Source organism: Actinomadura latina NBRC 106108 (assembly GCF_001552195.1).
Taxonomy (GTDB): domain Bacteria; phylum Actinomycetota; class Actinomycetes; order Streptosporangiales; family Streptosporangiaceae; genus Spirillospora; species Spirillospora latina.
Genome location: NZ_BCQS01000047.1, coordinates 22,665 through 43,308, shown reverse-complemented (window position 1 = coordinate 43,308; position 20,644 = coordinate 22,665). Strand labels below are relative to the sequence as shown.

The window sequence follows — 20,644 nt, the reverse complement described above, 5'->3', positions numbered from 1 at the left end:
AGCGTAGGTCTGGGCCCGGGGGATGTCAATGGCTCGCATGCACCGAGTGGCCATAGGCAAAGGCGGAACGGCCTCATGTCCACGGGCGGCCATGAAACTTTCGCATGCTCCGGTCGTCCGGGCGGCAGGACCGCCGCGGGCGCGGGGTGCACCACCAGGCGCGTTTCCATCGGTTCGCGGGGGCCGGCCGAGTCCGGGAAGCCCGCCATTGACCGCTCCTCAACCTGGCCGTAGCATCCGGGCGGATCCGGCGAATCGATTCGACGGATTCGACGACGCCCTCCGCCCGCCCACGAACCCCTGGAGCCGGGTCGGCCTCCGGTAGCCGACGTCGGTCAGAGGCGGTTAGTGGCGACGCGGCTCCCTCTCCTGCTCCCCCCTCGAAGGAGTCCGCATGACCCCGGCAGCACGACATCACATCCCCCTCCTGGCCGTCCTGGTACTCCTCGTGAGCGCCCTGGCCGGTGTGACCGCGGCCCGCTCCGCGCACGCCGCGGTCTCCACGTCGATCACCCTGGACGGCACCGGCCCCGGTCTGGTCTTCGACGGCGTCGGCGCGATCAGTGGCGGCGGGGGAAACTCCCGGCTGCTCATCGACTATCCCGAGCCGCAGCGCAGCCGGCTCCTGGACTACCTGTTCAAACCGGGGTACGGCGCCTCGTTGCAGACCCTGAAGATCGAGGTCGGCGGGGACACCAACTCCACCGACGGCGCCGAGGCCAGCCACGAGCACGTGCGGGGCGCCGTCGACTGCGGCCAGGGGTACGAGTGGTGGCTGGCCGAGCAGGCCAAGGCCCGCAACCCCGGCATCCGGCTCTACGGCCTCGCCTGGGGCGCGCCCGGCTGGATCGGCGGCGGCAACTTCTGGTCCCGCGACATGGTCGACTATCTGATGACGTGGCTCGGCTGTGCCAAGCAGCACAACCTGGACATCGACTACCTGGGCGGATGGAACGAACGCGGCTGGAACGCCGGCTGGTACGAGCAGCTCAAGTCGGCCCTCGTCGCCGGCGGCTACGGATCCGTCAAGGTCGTCGCGGCCGACAGCGGGTGGGACGTCGCCGAGGCCATGGCCTCCGACCCGGCCTTCAGGAACGCGGTCGACATCGTGGGAACCCACTACCCGTGCGGCTACATGACCGCGTTCACCTCCTGCCCGAGCACGTCCACCGCCCAGGGCCTCGGCAAACCGCTGTGGGCCAGCGAGAACGGCTCGGAGGACGCCGACGGCGGCGCCCCCGCCGTCGCCCGCGCGATCAACCGCGACTACATCGACGGGCGCATGACCTCCTACATCAACTGGCCGGTCATCGCGGCGCTCTATCCGAACCTCCACTACAGCACCGACGGCATGTCGGTCGCCGCGCAGCCGTGGTCGGGCCATTACTCCATCGGCAAGACGACTTGGGTCACCGCGCACACCACGCAGTTCACGAAGCCCGGCTGGCGCTACATCGACTCCGCCGGCGGCTTTCTCGGCGGCAGCCGGTCGAACGGCAGCTACGTGACGATGAAGTCGACGAACGGCTCCGACTACACCACCGTCATCGAGACGATGGACGCCACTGCGGCGCAGACCGCGGCGTTCACCGTCACCGGCGGGCTGTCCACGGGCCAGGTGCACGTCTGGTCCACCAACGTGAACTCCTCCGACCCGGCTGACCACTTCGTGCACGCCATGGACGTCACGCCCTCGGGCGGCAGGTACTCCCTGACCCTGCAGCCCGGGACCGTCTACACCATCACGACGACGACCGGCCAAGGCAAGGGCACCGCGACGTCTCCGCCCGCCGCCGCGCTCGCCCTGCCGTACTCGGACGACTTCGAGACCGCGGCCGCCACCACCTCGCCCAAGTACTTCTCCGACATGAACGGCGCCTTCCAGAGGGTCGCCTGCGGCGGAGGCAGGTCCGGCTCCTGTGTGCGGCAGATGGCTCCCACCACCCCGATCCGCTGGACCAACGAGTCCTACAACGCCCCCTATACGATCATGGGCGACGGCTCGTGGGGCAACTACACGGTCGCCGCGGACGCGATGCTGGAGCAGTCCGGCAGCGTCGAGCTGCTCGGCCGCGTCAACCTCCAGGCGACCAACAACAACGGCCTCAACGCCTACCATTTCCGGGTCAGCGATTCCGGGGCATGGTCGATCGTCAAGAGCGACACCTCGTGGCGCTTCACGACGCTGGCGAGCGGGACCACCACGGCGCTCGGGCTGAACCGGTGGCACCGGCTCTCACTGAAACTCCAGGACACGACGCTGACCGGCACCGTCGACGGGGTGACCGTCGGCAGCGCCACCGACGCCTCGTACACGATCGGGCAGGCCGGACTCGGCGTCACCGGCTACCAGACCGACCAGTTCGACGACCTCGCCCTCACGCCGGGCAGCGCGTCGCAGCCGCACATCGGCCCGGTCAGGTCGGGGCTGGCCGGCAAGTGCCTGGACGACGACGCCGGCTCGGCGGCCAACGGCACGCGCGTCCAGATCTGGGACTGCAACGGCGGCTCAGCTCAGGTGTGGTGGTGGGGCAACGGCATGCTGCGCCTCGGCGGAGCGGGCGGCAAGTGCGTCGACGTCACCGGCCAGGGCACGTCCAACGGAACGCTGGTCGAGCTGTGGGACTGCAACGGCGGAACCAACCAGCTCTGGAGCCCGCAGCCGGACGGCTCGTTGAAGGGCGTGCAGTCCGGACACTGCCTGGACGTACCCAACTCCAACACGGCCAACGGCACCCAGCTGGTGATCTGGGACTGCAACGGCGGGACCAACCAGAAGTGGACACTCCCCTGACGATCGCAACGGGCACCTGGCTCTCCCCGGTCGCCGGTCCGCCGGCGGCCGCGTGCGGCAGCCCAGCGGGCCGGGCGGATTCGCCCGGCCCGCTGGGCGTGTGTGACGCCGCCTGCACCATCCGTCTCTTCGGCCTCAGCGGGGGACGAAGTCCTGGTTGGTGCCGGGGGCGTTCTTGCACGGCCACTGGTCGAGCTGCTGGCCGAGGTCGGCGCCCGCGCCGTAAACGTCCAGGCACAAGCCGCTGTTCTGGTTCTGGAACGCGAAAGAACCGTCAGACTGCGCGACCGGCCGCCACAACGTGCTGGGCGCCCCGGTACGGGACTGCTGGACGATGTCCGGCACACCCGCGGACGTGGAGCTGTTCGTCACCCCGACCACCTGGCCGGAGTTCTGCGCCTGCAGCTCGCCGTATCCATTGGAACCCGGCAGGAACTGGAACCGCTGATTGGCCTGCCCGTTGCAGGTCCACTGATCGATCGCCGCGCCCGGCGCGGTAGTGTTGCCGTAGACGTCCAGGCACAGCCCGTTGTTGCCGACGACCAACTGGTGATAACCACTCGGGAAAGCGCCGCTGTTACCCGGAGTCCCATAGCCGGCCGCCACCAGATTGGCTTGGACTTCATTCTCGGTCGTGTCCGACGGGTAACCGGCGACCATCGCGCCTTCGTAGAAGGTGCCCGCGCTGAGGTTGGCGCCACCGCCGGGTTTGCAGCAGTCACCGCCGCTTCCCAGGACGATGGCCCCCTGCTTCTTCATGGGGCTGTAACCGCTGGGCAGCGAGCCGTCCCACAACGTGGTCAGACCGCCGGACTGGGTGTTGCCGCCTTTCAGCGCGAACCGCGATGTCCCGTTGTTCTTCAGCATCGCCGTGACGAATTTGCTGGTGAAGGCCCGCTGGTTCGGGTTCCACGTCTGGCTGCCGCCGGGATAGAGGCCCCATTCGAGGTCCGCCTGCACCCACGGCCCCGTTCCTGAGCAACCCCCGAACCAGCACGAGGTGCTGAAGTTGATCGCGTCCATCGCGCCGGGGCCGTCGGCGTTCCTCGTCGTCTCGCTGTTGCCGTAGTCGAAGCAGCAGCCACCGTTGACGTGCGTGCCGCTGGTCACCATGTACATGCCCTCGGGGGCGGCGCCGGTCGGCACTCCCGTCAGATGGCCGTCCCGCCAATAGCTATTGCCGGAGTTGATGTACAGCGAGTAGGCCTTGCCGCCCCCGACCGTCAGCGACTCGGAGGTGGCCCTGGCGGGGCTGCTCTGGCTCGAACCGGGAACCACGCTCGATCCCTGGTACCACAAGTCGTTGCCATGCCCCGACTGGTCATAGACGACCGTGATCACACAGGTGGTCCCGGCGCAGAAGGAATCCTGCGCCGCCGCGTCGGCGACGCCGCCCGGGCCCAGCGCGCCGATGTCGCGCGTGCCGTTGTCCGACGAACGCCTGACCTGGTAGAGGTCGCCGCTGTACGTGCCGTACAGCGCCCGGGTCGTGCTGTGCGCGGCGACGCAGGGGGTGCCGCCCGACGCGTAGATGTCGCACGGGCCCGTGACGGCCGCCGACGCCGGCCATGGCGCGACCATGGCCGCCACCAGCGCGGCCACCACCGCCACCATGAATGCGGCGACGGTCGCCCGCGAGCGCCCGCCGGCCGCACGGCCCGGCAGGAGAACTGAGAAAGGACGCACTGTTCTGACTCCCTAAGTGGGATAGGACGGAAACCAACCCATCGGCCTGTGCCCGAAAGCCCTCCGAGGGCCGGTGTTACCGACGACCAACTGGCGACAACCACTCGGGAAAGTGCCGCTCTTACCCGGAGCCCATAGCCGGTCGCCACCAGACCGGCCTGAGTCGCATTCTCTGCCGCGTCCGGCGGATAACCGTCCGAGGTGGCCCTCTTGAAGAACTCCCCACGCCGCTGTTGCTGTTGTCGCCGCCGGTAACGAGCAGGATCGGCCTATCGGTCCGCATCGGAGAATATTCATTGGGCAGCGGACCGCACGGCCGGTGCCGGCGCGTCCGCCGAGCCGGCGGGCAGTGCCGCAGTAGATCGCCGACAGGTGACCTCCGTTCATCGCGGAAGCCGCTCACCTGGCGCGGGCCGCCACCGGGGGCGCCGGCCGGAAGGTGCCCAGGTTCGGGGGAGCTGGTCGGCGCGGTCGTGGCGGGATGGACGGGGTGAACGGATCATGTCGAATCGGTTCGGCGAATCGATTCGATGGGATCGTGACCGGGTTGGCGGACGGTGTCAAGGCCCGGTCGGCCGCCGTCGGGAGCGATCGTCGAGCAGTCCGACACCTGCCTGCCAGGCGTGACGCGGCGTGGTCGCCATGCCCGCAGGTATCCCGGCCGGCGTGAAACTTTCATCCGCAGGGCACGTGCACCGCGGAGAGCCCCAGCGGGGATGTCCCGCCTGACCTGCTACGGCCCGGGCGCTGGCCGAGAAGCGGCTCAGGCCCGGGCACGGCCGGTCAGCTGGCGGTGCAGGTGAGCGTTGGCGGGGGGTTGCTGCCGGAGTAGCCGCCTTGGAAGCCGAACGAGGTCGAGGCGTTCGGGGCGATCGTGCCGTTGTAGGACGCGTTGAGCGCGGTCACGGCGTTCCCGGCCTGGGTGAGTGCGGCGTTCCAGGTGGAGGTGATCTTCTGGTTGCCGCCGTACGACCAGGCGACCTTCCAGCCCTTGGTGGCGGCGGTACCGGTGTTGGTCACCGTCACCGAGGCGGTGAAGCCGCTGCCCCAGTCGTTGTCGACGTGGTAGCTCGCGCGGCAGCCGGAGCCGGAGCCCGGGTCGCCGTCTCCCCCGCCGTCGTTCGTGCCCTGGGTGGCGTTGAAGGAGAAGCTGTTGGTGGCCAGGCCCTGGCCGCCCTGCCAGATCTCGAAGCCCGCCTCGGCGTCGAGCAGATAGTGGGCGGGGTTGAGGGAGCCGCGGGCCACCGTGTCGTTGATCAGCGCCTTGACGTCCAGGTTCGACACCGAGGTCGCGCCGCCCTGCAGAACGTAGGAGATGATCTTCCAGGAGGTCTGGTTGCCGGTCCAGACGTCCCAGGTGTGGCCGGCGAGGTTGGCGGTGCCAGTCCGGGAGCCGAACGGCTGGACGCCGCCGCGGCTGTTCATCCAGATCATCAGCTCGGTGCCGTCCGGCTGCCCGCTGGTGGTCGGCGTGGAGTTGAACCAGAGGTCGTAGGCGACGTCGTACGCGCCGGAGGGCACCTGGGTGGTCGACCAGGAGCTGGTCGCGCTGCCCAGCTTGCTGACCTGGATCGGCAGACCGCTGTTCGCGGTGCAGGCGCCCCAGTGGCAGCCCTTGAAGACCGACGGGTACGTGGCGGGGGCGCCGTTGGTGGGCAGGCTGTAACCGGTCTGCGTGATCGTCCAGGCACCGCTCGAAGTGTCGACGTCGGCGCACTGTGTCGCGGTGGAGTTCCACTCGTTCTGCTGGTAGATGTACTCGCCGTTCTGCATCGTGACTGTGTCGTTGCCATTGCAGGTCGTCACGGCCGCCGCGTGCGCAGGGGCCGCGACCGACAACCCGGCCACGGTGGCGGCGAGCGCGATGAATATTCTCAGCCGCATGCGTACCTCCTAAGGTCGCTTGGGCGCCTTCCCCAGCAGACGTTAACGGCCGCCGAGGTCGCGAGAAAGCCCAGGTTCATCGTCTTTCACGCGATCCACGGGCGCCGATCGCGGACAATCCGTGAAGGCTTGCATCCACACGTCCACCCGGAACGCGACGGCGTGGTGGCTGAGCTGCGACAGTCCCCTCCGCGACGAGCAAAGCACTCGAACGGCTCTTGACGGCGGGCCCGTCACGCTATTTACTCCGGCCAACCACCGGCGATCGATCCCGCTAGAGTCCGCACCGAAATGTTAGCGCTAACAATCATCCTCAGCCGATCGAGAAAGGTTCCCGCTTCTCATGATCCTCTGGAGAAAGGCGCTGCTCGTCGCGGTCAGCGCGCTCGTCCTCGCCGCGGGTGAGTTGACCGGCTTCGCCGTCACCGGGGCCTCGGCGGCGGCATCGCAGCCCTGTGACATCTACGCCGCGGGCGGCACGCCCTGCGTGGCCGCGCACAGCACCACCCGGGCGCTGTACGGCGCGTACAACGGGCCGCTGTACCAGGTGCGGCGCTCCTCGGACAACGGCACGCGCGACATCGGCGTGCTGACTGCGGGCGGCTACGCCAACGCCGCCGCGCAGGACTCGTTCTGCGCCAACACGAACTGCCTCATCACCGTCCTCTACGACCAGTCCGGCCGAGGCAACCACCTCACCCAGGCGCCCCCGGGCGGATTCCCCGGCCCGGCTCCGGGCGGATACGACAACCTGGCGGACGCGAAGGCCGCGCCGATCACGATCAACGGCAACAAGGCGTACGGCGTGTACGTGGCCCCCGGCACCGGTTACCGGAACAACCGCACCAACGGGATCGCCACCGGTGACCAGCCAGAAGGTATGTACGCCATTTTCGACGGCACTCACTACAACGGCGGCTGCTGCTTCGACTACGGCAACGCCGAGACCAACAGCCGGGACAACGGCAACGGCACGATGGAGGCCATCTACTTCGGCAACATCAAGGTCTGGGGCTACGGCACCGGCCCCGGCCCGTGGGTCATGGCCGATCTGGAGAACGGCCTCTTCTCTGGAGTCAACGCGGGATACAACGCCAACGACCCGACCGTCAACCACCGGTTCCTCACCGCCATCGTCAAAGGCGAGCCGAACCACTGGTCCATCCGGGCCGGAAACGCCCAGTCGGGAAGCCTTTCGACCTACTACAACGGGCCGCGGCCCAACGTCCCCGGCTACAACCCGATGCGCAAGGAGGGCGCCATCATCCTCGGCACCGGCGGCGACAACAGCATCGGCTCGGCGGGCACCTTCTACGAAGGCGTCATGACCTCGGGCTACCCGTCGGAGGCCACCGAGAACGCGGTCCAGGCCGGCATCGTCGCCGCCGGCTACGCCACCGGCACCGGAGGCTCGCGGACCGGCCCGATCACGTCCGGAGTCAACAGCGCCAAGTGCATGGACAACAACAACGCCGCCGCGACACCGGGCAACAAGGTGCAGATGTGGGACTGCAACGGCTACGCCGCCGCGCAGAACTGGACGGTCAACAGCAACGGCACCCTGACCATCGGCGGCGGCTGCCTGGACATCACCGGCGCCAACTACAACGACGGCACCCTCGTCGATTGGTGGCCGTGCAACGACGGCGCCAACCAGAAATGGCAGGCGAACAACGGCCGGCTCGTCAATCCGGCCTCCGGCAAATGCCTGGACGACCCCAACTACAACACCGCCAACGGGACCCAGCTCGTCCTGTGGACGTGCAATGGCGGAAACAACCAGCAGTGGCATCTGCCCTAGTACTGCAGCCTGATCTGCAGGTAGGCGGCGGCGCTGGACGCCCTGTTCGCGCGGGCGCCCGCGGAGAGTGCCCCACGATTGGGCCCGGCCGGGTGTCGCATGTTGGCGCAACCAAGTGCGCGCCCAACAGGGCCTAATCGACGGTCTTGCCCGTCGTCATGAAATTTTCATGACGACGGGCGATTCCGCTTGGTCGTGAAGAAGTCTTTGACCTGGGATGACCCGGCTGATGAGCGAGACGTGAAACCGCGCCGCTATCCGGCCATTGATGTTCGGGCTAACGTCGTCGACATGATCAAGGGATGCGGACGTCTCGGCGCCGCTGGAGGCACGGATGACTTTCGCTTCGCCCATCCCGCCCGTTTGGAAGGTGAGCAATGCGTTCACATCGTCGGCGATGGGCAGGCATCCTGCTCGGCGCCGTCCTGACCGCCGCTCTTGCCGTGCCGGGCGCCGGCACCGCCCACGCCGAGTCCAACGGCGGCGTGCGGGTGATGCCGCTGGGTGACTCGATCACCGACGGGATCACGGTCCCCGGCGCGTACCGGACCGGCCTGTGGCGCCGTTTCGCGGACGGCGACTACCGCGTGGACTTCGTCGGGTCGCTGTCCGGCGGACCGGCCGAACTCGGCGACCACGACCATGAGGGCCACTCCGGCTGGCGCATCGACCAGATCGACGCCGGCGTCGTCGGCTGGCTGCGCGCGACCACCCCGCACACCGTCCTGCTGCACATCGGCACCAACGACATCCTCCAGAACCATGACCCGGCGGGCGCGCCCGCCCGGTTGTCGGCGCTGATCGACCACATCACCGCCACCGCACCGGCCGCCGAGGTGTTCGTCGCGACGATCATCCCGATCGCCTGGTCGGCGCAGGAGGCCGCCGTCCGGACCTACAACGCCGCGATCCCGGAGATCGTGCGGAGCAAGGTCAGCGCGGGCGGACACGTGCATCTGGTGGACATGCACGCCGCGCTGACCTCCGCCGACCTGGCCGACGGCGTCCATCCCAACGCCACCGGATACGACAGGATGGCCGCCGCCTGGTACACCGCGCTGCGGTCCGTGCCCGGAAGCATCGGCGAGCCCGGCGGCGGCACGGACCCCGGAACACGCGCCTGCGACGCGACCTACTCCGTGGTCGGGCAGTGGTCTGGCGGGTTCCAGGCGTCGGTCAAGGTCACCGCCGGGAGCGCCCCCATCACGGGCTGGACCGTCACGTGGCGGTACGCCGGCGGCCAGAGCGTCACCCAGGCGTGGAACGCCACGATCACCTCTTCCGGATCGGAGGTCACCGCACGCAACGCCGGCTTCAACGGTCCCCTCGGCACGGGCGCCAGTACCGAGTTCGGGTTCCTGGGCACCTGGACCGGCGCCAACGAGATTCCCGCGCTCACCTGCACCGCGTCCTGAGTGAAGCTGGGAAGTCCCGCCGGGCGGCTGCGTTCCCGTCGGCCATCGGATGCTCGGCGCCGAGATGGCCGGGGCGACGACCGGTCATGCGGGTCAGGCCGATTCACGGACGATCAACTTGGTCTCCAGCACGACACCGCGCTCGGCGGATGGCCGTCCGCCCATGCAGGCGCGCAACTCGCGGGCGAGCCGGGCACCGAGGTCCTCCGCGGGCTGGCGCACCGTGGTCAGTCGCGGCCGCACCCGCCGGGCCAGCGGGGAGTCGTCGAAACCGACGACGGCCACGTCGTCGGGCACCCGCCGCCCGGCCCGGCGCAGGGCCCGCAGCGCGCCGGCGGCCATCAGGTCGGAGGCGGCCAGCACCGCGTCGAGGTCGGGACGGCGATCGAGCAGCCGCTGCGTGGCGAGCTCACCGGACACGCGGCCGAAGTCGCCGTATCCGATCAGCCCGGTCACGTCCATCCCGGCTTCCTGGGCGCCGATCCGATACCCCTCCAGCCGGTCGGCACTCGCCGCGAGCCCCGCCGGACCGGCGATCGTGCCGATCCGGGAGCGTCCCGCCGTCACCAGGTGGCGGACGGCCGCGAGCGCTCCGCCCTGGTTGTCGGCGTCCACATAAGGCAGGCACACATCGTCGAGGGGGCGTCCCGCCAGTACCATCGGGACACCGGCCGCCGCGTGCATCACCGCCACCGGCCGGTCACGGTGCGCGCCGACGAGCAGAACCCCGCCGATGCGCCCACCGCGGAGGTAATCGGCGGTGGTCTCCCATTCCCTGGGATGACCGGCCGTCAAGATGACGAGCGGCCCGCCGGCGCCGAGCTCCCGCCGGACGCCCCACAGCAGCCGGGCATAGAACGGGTCACCGAAGACCCGCGAGCCGTCGTCGCACACCACGACCGCGACGGCGCCGGAGGACCTGGCATCCGGTGACCGCGAGCGCCGGCGTACGTAGCCCAGACGCTCCACCGCCGTCTCGACCTGGCGGCGCGCGTCGCGGCTCACCCGGGCCGAGCCCGTGAGCACGCGCGAGGCGGTCGCCGGCGACACGCCGGCGAGCCGCGCGACCTGCGCGAGGGTCGGTCCGCGGCCGCGCGGCTCCTCGGCGAACGGCGCCGCGGAGGGTTCGCTGATCGTCACGGGGCACTCCCTTCGGGGACCCCGGCCGGGCCGGGGAGGGAGCAGTGGGAGCGCTCCCGAGCATCCGATCGAGCGACGAGCGTGTCAAGAGGCTTGACACGGGTTCACCATCGGCAATCAAAATCATGAAAGCCGTGAAAGAGGGCTCGCCCAGCCATCCCGGACTGGTCTACGGTCTCGGCGAACCGAGGAGTGGGAGCGCTCCTAAAGACCGTGGACGCATTGGCATGGTCGATCAGTTGGTCGCTGGAGTGCGAAGCCTAATGGGTAGCCGCTTGCTTGGAAGTCAAACCGTTGCGCGCGCTATCCAGCGGGTGAGCCACTCGTTCGCACCGTGCCGCGCTTGATGAACGTTTCATCGCCGCACGCCCCTGCGACAAGCGCCACCGCATCCTGTTGGGCCAGGTGAGACAGCTCTCGCCGAGCGAAAGAGCCGTGGCAGGCAGCCGCGACGTCTTGACGGAACCTGCCTCGTCATATTCACTTCAGCCATCACCTCATCCTGTCCGAACGGAGAGGCGTCGACAAATGTTAGCGATAACATTACCCGGTCGACCCGACCGCGATCTGACCGACCCGGCCCGATAAGTTGCCGTCACCCCAGAGGGTCATCATGAAATTCGCCCACCTCCGCACACCCAGGCGTGTGATCGCCGTAATGGTGAGCCTGATCTGTGTCGCGGCGTTCTTTCCGGCTGCCGCCAAGGCCGACAACCCGATCGTCCAGCACATTTACACCGCCGACCCGGCACCGCTCGTGTACAACGGCCGGGTCTATCTCTACACCGGCCACGACGAAGACAACTCCACCTGGTTCACCATGAAGGACTGGCGGGTCTGGTCGTCGGACGACATGGTGAACTGGACCGATCACGGCTCTCCGCTGAGCCTCGCCACGTTCAGCTGGGCCAGCACGAACGCATGGGCCGGCCAGGTCGTCGCCAGAAACGGCAGGTTCTACTGGTACGTCCCCGTGACGAACCGGGCGACGGGCAGGTTCGCGATCGGGGTGGCGGTTTCGAACAGCCCCACCGGGCCCTTCAGCGACGCACTCGGCCATCCCCTGGTCGAGACCAACGAGATCGACCCCACCGTCTTCATCGACGACAACGGGCAGGCCTATCTGTACTGGGGAAACCCGAACCTGTGGTACGTGAAGCTGAACGCCGACATGACCTCCTACTCCGGAGGCCCGGCCCAGATCCCTCTCACCACGGCGGGGTTCGGCACCCGGACCGGTGACCCGAACCGTCCGACCCTCTTCGAGGAGGGGCCCTGGGTCTACAAGCGCAACGGCCTGTACTACCTCGTCTTCGCGGCGAAATGCTGCTCCGAATTCATCGCCTATTCGACGGCCCCCGGCCCCACCGGTCCGTGGACCTACCGGGGAACGATCATGCCCACGCAGGGCAGCAGCTTCACCAATCACCCCGGCGTCATCGACTTCAACGGAGCCTCCTACTTCTTCTACCACAACGGAGCGCTGCCAGGCGGTGGCGGTTTCACCCGATCGGTCGCCGTGGAGAAGTTCACCTACAACGCGGACGGCGGATTCCCCACGATCAACATGACCACCACGGGAGCGCCACAGGCCAGGACGCTGAACCCGTACGTGCGCCAGGAGGCCGAAACGATCGCCTGGGAATCCGGGATCGAGACGGAGCCGTCCAGCGAGGGCGGAATGAACGTCGGGTGGATCGAGAACGGGGACTGGATCAAGGTCAAGGGCGCCGCTTTCAGCGCCGGCGCCGGGTCCTTCACCGCACGCGTGGCCTCGGCCGGCAGCGGCGGAACTATCGAGTTGCGCCTGGACGGCCCCACCGGAACGGTCGTGGGCAGTTGCCGGGTGCCGGTCACCGGTGGATGGCAGACATGGACAAGCGTGTCCTGCCCGGTGAACAACGCGACGGGAACCCACGATCTGTACCTCCGGTTCACCGGCGGAAACGGCTACCTGTTCAACGTGAACTGGTGGCAGTTCAATGCCGCTTCCTAGTCTCTGAGCGGACCCGCTGACACGTGGACCGGCCTACGGAAAGGAGTATGCGGTGAGACGGATCACTCGACTGCTCGCCGGAATCGCCGCCGTGATCGTGGCCGCGGCACTGTGCGTGGCCACGGCGCCCGCGCCGCGGGCATCGGCGGCAGCATTGACGCAGGTGTCCAGCTTCGGGGCCAACCCCGGAAACCTGCAGATGTACGTCTACATCCCCGACAGCGTGCAGGCCCATCCGGGCATCCTGGTCGCGATGCACGGCTGCAACGGCTGGGCTCCCGGCTTCTTCCAGGGCACGGAGTTCGCATCGCTGGCCGACCAGTACGGCTTCATCGTCGTCTATCCGCAGGCATCGCACAGTGCCAACGGCATGTCGAACTGCTTCGACGTGTGGTCGGACGCGGCCCTGCACCATGGAGGCGGCAGCGACCCGGTGTCGATCGTGTCCATGGTGACCTACGTCGAACAGCACTATGGCGGCGACCCGCAGCGGGTGTTCGCCACCGGCTTCTCGTCCGGCGCGATGGAGACCAACAACCTGCTCGCGGTGAACCCGGACGTGTTCACGGCCGGCGCGCCGTTCTCGGGCGTCCCCTACGGATGCTTCGGGCCCAGCGGATGCGGCGGCAAGACGCCGCAGCAGTGGGGCGACCTCGCCCGCGCCGCCTACCCGGGCTACGACGGCCCCCGGCCGCGGGTGCAGGCCTGGCACGGCACCAACGACACCGTGCTGAACTACTCGAACCTGCAAGAGGAGACTGACCAGTGGACGAACGTCATGGGCCTCAGCCAGACGCCCACGTCCACCGACACCCCGCGGTCCGGGTGGACCCGGCAGCGTTTCGCCGACTCCTCCGGCACCCCGCGACTCGAAGCGTTCACCATCGCCGGAGCCGGCCACGACCTGCCGCATCCCGGAATGGCCGCCTACGCGATCCACTTCTTCGGCCTGGACGGCGACGACGGCACACCTCCCCCGCCGCCCCCGGCCTCCTGCCGCGTCGCCCCCACGGTCAGCGCCTGGCCCGGCGGCATGACCGAGAACATCACCATCACCAACACCGGCGACACGACGATCGACGGATGGTCCCTGGCGTTCACCCTGCCCTCCGGGCAGACCATCACCTCCGGGTGGAATGCGTCCTACAGCCCGAGCAGCGGCCAGGTCACGGCCGCCAGCGTGAGCTACAACGGGTCTCTCGCACCGGGCGCCTCCACCGGCATCGGGTTCCAGGCCACCCAGACCGGCAACGCGGCGGCGCCCACCGCGTTCACACTCAACGGCAGCACCTGCACAGTGAGCACCTCAAGATGAGTGACCGCCACTCGATATGAGAAGGGCCGGGTACCGCGTTCGCGGGCATCCGGCCCCCGGGCCCTGTCGCACGGCATGAGAACCGCGCGGCAGGGCCCCACTCGTTCGCGGTCGGGGCGCCGGCCGCGCTCACTACTGACTCGTCGTGCAGACGGTGCCGTTGAGGCTGAACCTGGTCGGTGCGGTGTTCGTTCCCCTGTAGGTGGCCTGGAGCCCGAAGGATGTGGCGGCTCCGGCGGAGATCGTGGCGTTGTAGGGGGCATTGCGAGCCGTGGCCTGGGCGCCGGACTGGGTCACGTCGGCGTTCCAGGCGCTGGTCACCTGCTGATCTCCCGGCCAGGCCCAGGTCAGGGTCCAGCCGTTGACGGTGGTCGTGCTGGTGATGCTGATGTCCGCGGTGAAGCCGTTGTTCCAGGTATTGCTGGTGTAGCCGACCTGGCAGGTGGAGTCGGACGGCGGGGGCGGAGTGGGGTCGCCGGAGGCGAGGCCGAAGAACTCGACGGCGTACTGCGCCATGCCGGTCATCGGCAGGCTGTGCCCGGCGCCGGAGACGCTGATCGCCTCGACCGGGACGGTGCCGGACGAGTCGGCGAAACGCTGCCGGGTCCAGCCGGACTGCGGGTTGTCGGTGGACGTGGGCGTGGCGCTCACACCGTGCACGTTGGTCCACTGTTCGATCTCTTCGGCCAGTTCCGCGTAGGAGACGACGGTGTCGGCGGTGCCGTGCCAGAGCTGCATCCGCGGCCAAGGCCCGTGGTAGCCGGGGTTCGCCTGGCGCACCAGGTCGCCCCACTGCTGGGCGGTCTTGCCGACGCACGGTGAGGGATTGCCTCCCGGCTGGTAGGCGCCCTCGTTCGGGAAGCACGCGAAGGGGACGCCCATGAATGCCGCGCCCGCCTTGAACACCTCCGGATACAGCGCGGCCATGGCGTTGGTCATCATGGCGCCCGAGGAGCTGCCGGTGACGAACACCCGACCCGGATCGCCGTGATAACGCTGCTCCGCATAAGTGATCATTGACATGAGCGAGACCGGGTCGGTGCGTCCGCCGCGCACCTTCGACGCGTCGGACCAGTTGTCGAAGCAGTTGGACTTCTTGTTCGACGCCGACGGGAAGATCACGACGAAGCCGTACCGGTCGGCCAGGGACGCGAACTCGCTTGAGGAAGAGAATCCCGGCCCCGAGCCACCGCACGGATGCAGCGCCATCACGATCGCCGGGGACGTCCCGGCCGAGTCGGGCACGTAGGCGTACATCTGCAGGTTGCCCGGGTTGTCGCCGAAGTCGGTCACCTGTGTCAGGCCGGCCGCGGCCGCGGGGTGCACCGGCAGCACGGCCGTCATGACCGCGCACAGCATCGCCGTGCAGGCGCCGGCCAGTATCGTCGTCAGTCGTTTCATTCGCCCTCCTCTGTTCGGGCGTGGGGCGTGGTGCCTCGATTTCATCGAGGCGGTGTCAATCGCCGAAACCTAAAGGGGGCGTCGATCAGCGTCAACGCTTTAGCGCGTCCGGCGGTCCGTCGAATTACGGGTAACGAGTTTGCGCTGGTATCAAGCGCCTTGATATCAAGATCCTTGCGATGTATTCGTGAAACTTTCATCGCTCACAGTTCCTGAGGCGTGCGGGGTATGGTCTTCCGGTGACCGACCGCCGTACCCCCTCATCGGCCCGGCCGGACGGTGCGCCGCAGCCGCGCGTGAGCTATCTGGTGTTCCGGTTGGAGCGACGTATCCGGGCCCGCCTGGACGATGAGCTCGCCCGGCACGGCGTCACCACGACCGAGTACATGGCGCTCAGCGAGCTGTGCCTGCGTGACGGGCCGTCGTCGGCGGAGCTGGCGCGCATCGCGTTCGTCACGCCGCAGGCGATGAACCTGGTCATCCGCGACCTGGAACGGCGCGGGCTGATCCGCCGCGATCCCCACCCGGACGGCGGACGCGTGCTGCGCGCCCGTGTCACCGGCGCGGGGCTGGACGTCCTGCGGCGCTGCGACCGGGCGCTGGACGAGATCGAAGCGATCATGTTCGCCGAGATCGACGCCGCCGCCCGTCGGTCGCTGGCCGAGGACCTCCTGCGGTGCGCACATGCCCTGCGATCCGGCCCCGTGCCCCCTTCACCGCCTCCGCGGAGCCGGTGAACGCGGCAGGCGACTCGGCGCGACCTAGCCGGCGGGAGAGAGCGGGGTCAGGAGCCGGTCCATGAGGACGTGCAGGTGGTGGCGGAAGGAGGCCACCGCCTGGGGGTTGTCGGCTCTGCGCATGCCCTGGGTGCGTTCCAGGACGCCCGAGCCCAGGAAGCCGTGGACGCACCACACCATGGTGCCGAGCAGGTAATAGGGGTCGACGTCCGGCGGGACCACGTCGCGGATCTTGCGGGCGGCGAGGTTCAGGAGCGGGCGGGCGTAGTGGTCTTCGAGTTCGGCGATGTCGGCGGCGTCGTCGACCCAGCGGTGGGCCCACAGGGAGCGGTTGTGCGGGTGCGCCAGGTGGAAGTCGAGGTAGGTGTCGACTATCTGGTGGACGGCGGTGCGGCCGGGTTCGGCCTGGGAGACGACGGCTTGGAGCATGGCGCGTTCGGCTTCGAAGGCACGGTGCATCACCTCCAGGTAGAGCGCGCGTTTGTCCCCGGCGACCTCGACGATCGCCGTGGTGGCGGCTCCCATGGCGTCCGCGATGAGTTGCAGCGACGTTCCGTCGTAGCCGAGTTCGCTGAACAGCCGGGTCGCCACGTCGATGACCTGCTGCCGTGAGATGGCATTCGCCATGCCGTCACGCTACGCAAGATCCGCCATGGCTTAATGCGCCTCCCGTCATGGGGAGGTCAAGTCATGGCAACCGTTGGCGTGCCGCTCAGTCGTAGGAGGTGAGGGTGCGGGCGTGGAGGGCGAGGACGTGGCTCAGGAGGGCGGGCGCGCGCGGGCCGGCGGCGTCCGGGAGGACGTCGGGGGTGAGCGTCCAGTCCGTGCCCACCCAGGAGTCGGCGATGGCGTCGTCGCTGGACGGCAGGTTGTTGCAGGACTGCCGGAGGCGGATCGTGCGCACGGATTCGGCGGCCGGGGTGTCGGTCTCCACCAGCAGGACCGGGACGCCGGCCGGCGGGCCGTCCTCGACCAGGCGCAGGAGCTGGTGCGCGTCCTCGCCGTCGAGGGCGGCGCCCGCGTCGAGGATCACCACCAGGCGGACGGGCGGGCCGCCGCCGGGCAGGTCCTCGTCGTTGCCGCCGATCAGGCGCAGGTCGACCAGGTCGAGCAGGCGGCGGATCCGCTCGGAGGCCCCGGTGCCGACGGCGACGCCGCCGCCCAGCAGCCGGGCGGACGTGCCCGGATCGAAGCCCTGCAGCCAGCCCGCCCCCGACAGGCCTGCCGCGTCGATTACCTCCAGGCCCACCAGCCCGGGCGGGGCGGCGGCCAGGAACCGGGTGGCGAGGGACCAGGCGTAGGCGGCGGAGTCGCCGGGCACCGTGCCCTGGGAGATCCACACGGCGCGCCGCCACGGCAGCCGCAGGACGAGCGGTATCCGCAGGTCGGGCAGCTCGGCGGTGGACAGCCGGCCGAGCAGGACGCCGTCGGCCAGGTCGGTGCGGGGCCGCCAGGTCAGCCAGGACGGCGCGTCGAACGGCGCGACCTCGGCCGGGACGTGCGGCTCCACCCGGGCCAGCTCGTCGCGGAGCTGGGCGGCGTCGGCGCGCAGGCGCTCGCCGGCGGTGGCCATGAGCTCGTCGAAGCGTCCGCGGGGGCGGCGTCCGGCGATCTCCTCGTTGCGGACGGTCAGCGCGTGCTCGGTGGCGGCGCGGAAGGCGGCGAGCGAGCGGCTCGCGTCCTCCCAGATCAGCCAGCAGCGTTCGAGGTAGTCGACTTCCGTGCTCGGAGGCGGCTGGGCGGGAGCGGGCTGAGCGGGCGGCGGCACGGTGGCTGCGGGCGGCACGGCGGCTGCGGGCGGCACGGCGGCCGCGGGCGGCGGCGTGGCCGGGGGTGCCGGTTCGCCCGGGTCGTCCACCTCGATGCCGTGGGCGGCGACCAGTTCGGCCAGGCCGCCGGCGTAGCCCTGGCCCACGGCGCGCACCTTCCACCGGCCGGCGCGGCGGTAGACCTCCAGGCCGATGATCGCCCTCTCCGGACCCAGGCCGGGGACGGCGAACTCCGCGACCGGGGCGCCGTCGGGGGTGGCGAGGCGGATCCGCGGCGGCGGCATCGTCCCGAACGCGGCCGTGCCGGTGAGGCTGACCGCGATCAGCACCGCGGCGGCGTCGGCGGGGACCGCGTCCAGGTCGAGGTCGATCCGCGGGCCGCCGCCGTCGGACCAGCGGACGCCCGGCGCCTCGGGGGCGTTGAAGAACACCAGGTCGGCGTCGGTGCGGACGCGCTGGTCCGGGCCGACGAGGAGGGCGCTGACGTCGACCGGCGCGGCGCAGGTCACGGTCGCGGTCACCCGCCGGGCGGGCAGCGCCGCGTTGGCGCCGCGGGTGAGTTCGGTCATCGCGGTCAGGCGTGGGCGGCGATCGCCGGCAGCATGTCCTGGAACGTGCGGCCGTGGCAGGGCTCCCCGATGGCGTTCATCTTCCAGCCGCCGTTGTGGCGGTAGATGCGGGCCATGACCATCGCGGTGTGGGCGCCGCCGCCGGTCAGCGTGTACCGGGCGAGCTCGCCGCCCTCCATCTCGTTGACCAGCCGGCAGAAGGCGTTCTCCACCTCGTTGAAGGTCTGGCCGTTGAACGAGCTGACGGTGAACACCAGCGAGGTGACGTGCACCGGGAGGCGGTTCAGGTCGACGATGACCGACTCGTCGTCACCGTCGCCCGCCCCGGTGAGGTTGTCGCCGGTGTGCCGGACGGAGCCGTCGTCGCTGACCAGCTTGCCGAAGTACACGACGTCCGCGAGAGCGGCGTCGGCGAAGAGGACGCAGGACGCGTCGAGGTCGATGTCCCGCTCGCGGGAGCCGAAGAACCCCTTCTTCTTCACCGCGTCCCAGCCCAGCCCCATCCGGACCATGTTCAGCGTCCCGCCGGGCTTCTCCAGCGAGATCCGCTGGCCCTTCACCATCGAGACGGTCACAGCCGTCGCCTCCTGTCCCCTGTGCCGCGCCGCCCTCCAGGGCGCGCCGGCCCCAACGCACCTGGTCACCACGAAAACGGCGGGTGCGTGCAAAGCCTGGCAGCCCGCCGCGCCGTTGTCACCTCGTTCCGCCGGCCGCGGGACGGCGGGTGAAACCGGTGGAAGGTTCCTTGTCCGCGCCGCGCGGGCGGCCGCATAGTGACGTTCGCCGGGCGGCTCGCAAACGGGAAGTGGTGGTCTTGTGAGGGCCTTGGGTGTGCTGGTGGCGGCTCTGGTCGCCGCGATGGCCGTTCTGGTGGGGCCGCCGGCGTCGGCGGCGTCGCTGACGGAGGTCACGGACTTCGGCACGAATCCGAGCGGGCTCCGGATGCATCTGTACGTGCCCGACCGGGTGCAGGAGCGGCCGCCGGTGCTGCTGGCGGTGCACTGGTGCACGGGGTCGGGGCCCGCGATGTACTCGGGGACGGAGTTCGCGCGCCTCGCCGACCAGTACGGGTTCATCGTGATCTACCCGTCGGCGACGCGCAGCGGCGCCTGCTTCGACGTCTCCTCCCCGCAGGCGCTGAAGCGGGACGGCGGGAGCGACCCGGTCGGGCTCATGTCGATGGTCCGCTACACGCTGCAGCGGTACGGCGGGGACGCGGCCAGGGTGTTCGTCGCCGGTGTCTCGTCCGGCGCGATGATGACGAACGTGATGCTGGCCGACTACCCCGACGTGTTCGCGGCGGGCGCGGTGTTCGCCGGGGTGCCGGACGGGTGCTTCGCCACGGCCGACGGCTCGGAGTGGAACAGCGCGTGCGCCAACGGGACCGTCCTGAAGACGCCGCAGCAGTGGGGTGACATCGCCCGCTCCGCCGACCCCGGCTACTCCGGGCCCAGGCCGCGGGTGCAGCTGTGGCACGGAACCGCGGACGACACGCTGCGCTACCCCAACTTCGGCGAGGAGATCGACCAGTGGACGAACGTCCACGGCCTGTCCACCGCGCCGACCGCCACCGACCAGCCGCAGCAGGGCTGGACCCGCACCCGGTACGGCGACAAGGTCGAGGCGTACTCCCTGCAGGGCGTCGGCCACAACCTGATGGCCTCGGGCATGGCTCAGCGGACGATCGAGTTCTTCGGGCTCGACCAAGGCGGCACGACCGAGCCCCCGGACGACGGTGGCGGGTCCGCGGACTGCGCCGTCGCGTACTCGGTCAACGCGTGGAACACGGGCCTGGTCGCGAGCATCACGATCACCAACACCGGGTCCACCGCGATCAACGGCTGGACGCTCGGCTTCACCCTGCCCGCCGGGCAGACGATCACGTCTGGGTGGGGCGCGGACTACCGGCCGGCGAGCGGCGCGGTCAGCGCGACGAACGTGTCCTACAACGCCGCGATCCCCGCCGGCGGCTCCGTCGGCATCGGCCTGCAGGCCACGCACAGCGGCGACACCGGCGCACCGGCCGGGTTCACCCTCAACGGGACCGCCTGCTCGACCGCGTGACCGCCCGTTCCCGTGCGGAGGCGTCCAGCGCGCCCCCGATCGGCGGGCCGCACCCGGAACGAGCCGCATCTGA

The 20,644-nt window shown here is 69.7% G+C and carries 15 protein-coding genes; 7 read left to right on the top strand and 8 right to left on the bottom strand.

The window, feature by feature from the left end:
• The first annotated feature begins 394 nt into the window (after positions 1-394).
• Positions 395-2,794, top strand: a complete 2,400-nt coding sequence (locus AL2_RS35040; protein WP_067641472.1) for a ricin-type beta-trefoil lectin domain protein — start codon at positions 395-397, stop codon at positions 2,792-2,794.
• A gap of 135 nt (positions 2,795-2,929) precedes the next feature.
• On the opposite strand, the gene AL2_RS35035 is transcribed toward AL2_RS35040, so the two are convergent.
• On the bottom strand, positions 2,930-4,408 hold the full coding sequence (locus tag AL2_RS35035) for an arabinofuranosidase catalytic domain-containing protein (protein ID WP_083947231.1): 1,479 nt from the start codon (positions 4,406-4,408) through the stop codon (positions 2,930-2,932).
• A gap of 855 nt (positions 4,409-5,263) precedes the next feature.
• Positions 5,264-6,364 (bottom strand): glycoside hydrolase family 12 protein, encoded by a 1,101-nt coding sequence (locus AL2_RS39945; RefSeq protein WP_067641469.1) that lies wholly within the window; start codon positions 6,362-6,364, stop codon positions 5,264-5,266.
• A gap of 343 nt (positions 6,365-6,707) precedes the next feature.
• Between AL2_RS39945 and AL2_RS35025 the strand changes: the two genes are divergently transcribed.
• Positions 6,708-8,165 (top strand): arabinofuranosidase catalytic domain-containing protein, encoded by a 1,458-nt coding sequence (locus tag AL2_RS35025; RefSeq protein WP_067641467.1) that lies wholly within the window; start codon positions 6,708-6,710, stop codon positions 8,163-8,165.
• 156 nt (positions 8,166-8,321) lie between these two features.
• Here the strand turns inward: AL2_RS35025 and AL2_RS37910 are convergent, their stop codons facing one another.
• Positions 8,322-8,552 carry a hypothetical protein gene (locus AL2_RS37910; protein ID WP_157438568.1) on the bottom strand — a complete coding sequence of 77 codons (231 nt, stop codon included), beginning with the start codon at positions 8,550-8,552 and terminating at the stop codon, positions 8,322-8,324.
• Here AL2_RS37910 and AL2_RS35020 point away from each other — a divergent pair.
• Positions 8,543-9,580, top strand: coding sequence for a cellulose binding domain-containing protein (locus AL2_RS35020; protein ID WP_067641465.1), 1,038 nt, complete (start codon positions 8,543-8,545; stop codon positions 9,578-9,580). The two genes, AL2_RS37910 and AL2_RS35020, sit on opposite strands and share 10 nt — an antisense overlap.
• A 93-nt stretch (positions 9,581-9,673) precedes the next feature.
• On the opposite strand, the gene AL2_RS35015 is transcribed toward AL2_RS35020, so the two are convergent.
• Entirely contained in the window at positions 9,674-10,720 is a 1,047-nt protein-coding gene (locus AL2_RS35015; protein WP_245667127.1) for a LacI family DNA-binding transcriptional regulator, read from the bottom strand.
• A gap of 658 nt (positions 10,721-11,378) precedes the next feature.
• On the opposite strand from AL2_RS35015, the gene AL2_RS35010 reads away from it, so the two are divergent.
• Together AL2_RS35010 and AL2_RS35005 are read left to right on the top strand one after the other, a co-directional pair.
• The gene (locus AL2_RS35010; protein ID WP_245667126.1) at positions 11,379-12,716 is read left to right on the top strand and encodes a glycoside hydrolase family 43 protein; all 1,338 of its coding nucleotides are present in this window, start codon (positions 11,379-11,381) and stop codon (positions 12,714-12,716) included.
• A gap of 52 nt (positions 12,717-12,768) precedes the next feature.
• Positions 12,769-14,031, top strand: a complete 1,263-nt coding sequence (locus AL2_RS35005) for an extracellular catalytic domain type 1 short-chain-length polyhydroxyalkanoate depolymerase (RefSeq protein ID WP_083947230.1) — start codon at positions 12,769-12,771, stop codon at positions 14,029-14,031.
• 132 nt (positions 14,032-14,163) lie between these two features.
• On the opposite strand, the gene AL2_RS35000 is transcribed toward AL2_RS35005, so the two are convergent.
• Positions 14,164-15,432, bottom strand: a complete 1,269-nt coding sequence (locus tag AL2_RS35000) for an extracellular catalytic domain type 1 short-chain-length polyhydroxyalkanoate depolymerase (protein ID WP_067641459.1) — start codon at positions 15,430-15,432, stop codon at positions 14,164-14,166.
• Between the two features lie 239 nt (positions 15,433-15,671).
• On the opposite strand from AL2_RS35000, the gene AL2_RS34995 reads away from it, so the two are divergent.
• Positions 15,672-16,169: a MarR family winged helix-turn-helix transcriptional regulator gene (locus tag AL2_RS34995; protein WP_245667125.1), complete on the top strand. Its 498-nt coding sequence runs from the start codon at positions 15,672-15,674 to the stop codon at positions 16,167-16,169.
• A 24-nt stretch (positions 16,170-16,193) separates the two neighbouring features.
• Here the strand turns inward: AL2_RS34995 and AL2_RS34990 are convergent, their stop codons facing one another.
• From AL2_RS34990 to AL2_RS34980, 3 genes are all read right to left on the bottom strand, one after another.
• Entirely contained in the window at positions 16,194-16,796 is a 603-nt protein-coding gene (locus AL2_RS34990) for a TetR/AcrR family transcriptional regulator (protein ID WP_067641455.1), read from the bottom strand.
• Positions 16,797-16,881: 85 nt separating this feature from the next.
• Complete coding sequence (locus AL2_RS34985; protein WP_067641453.1) at positions 16,882-18,507, bottom strand: TerD family protein; 1,626 nt, start codon at positions 18,505-18,507, stop codon at positions 16,882-16,884.
• A gap of 5 nt (positions 18,508-18,512) precedes the next feature.
• Positions 18,513-19,082: a TerD family protein gene (locus AL2_RS34980; protein ID WP_067641451.1), complete on the bottom strand. Its 570-nt coding sequence runs from the start codon at positions 19,080-19,082 to the stop codon at positions 18,513-18,515.
• Between the two features lie 241 nt (positions 19,083-19,323).
• Here AL2_RS34980 and AL2_RS34975 point away from each other — a divergent pair, with 241 nt between their 5' ends.
• Positions 19,324-20,571: an extracellular catalytic domain type 1 short-chain-length polyhydroxyalkanoate depolymerase gene (locus AL2_RS34975; protein WP_245667124.1), complete on the top strand. Its 1,248-nt coding sequence runs from the start codon at positions 19,324-19,326 to the stop codon at positions 20,569-20,571.
• Positions 20,572-20,644: the final 73 nt, after the last annotated feature.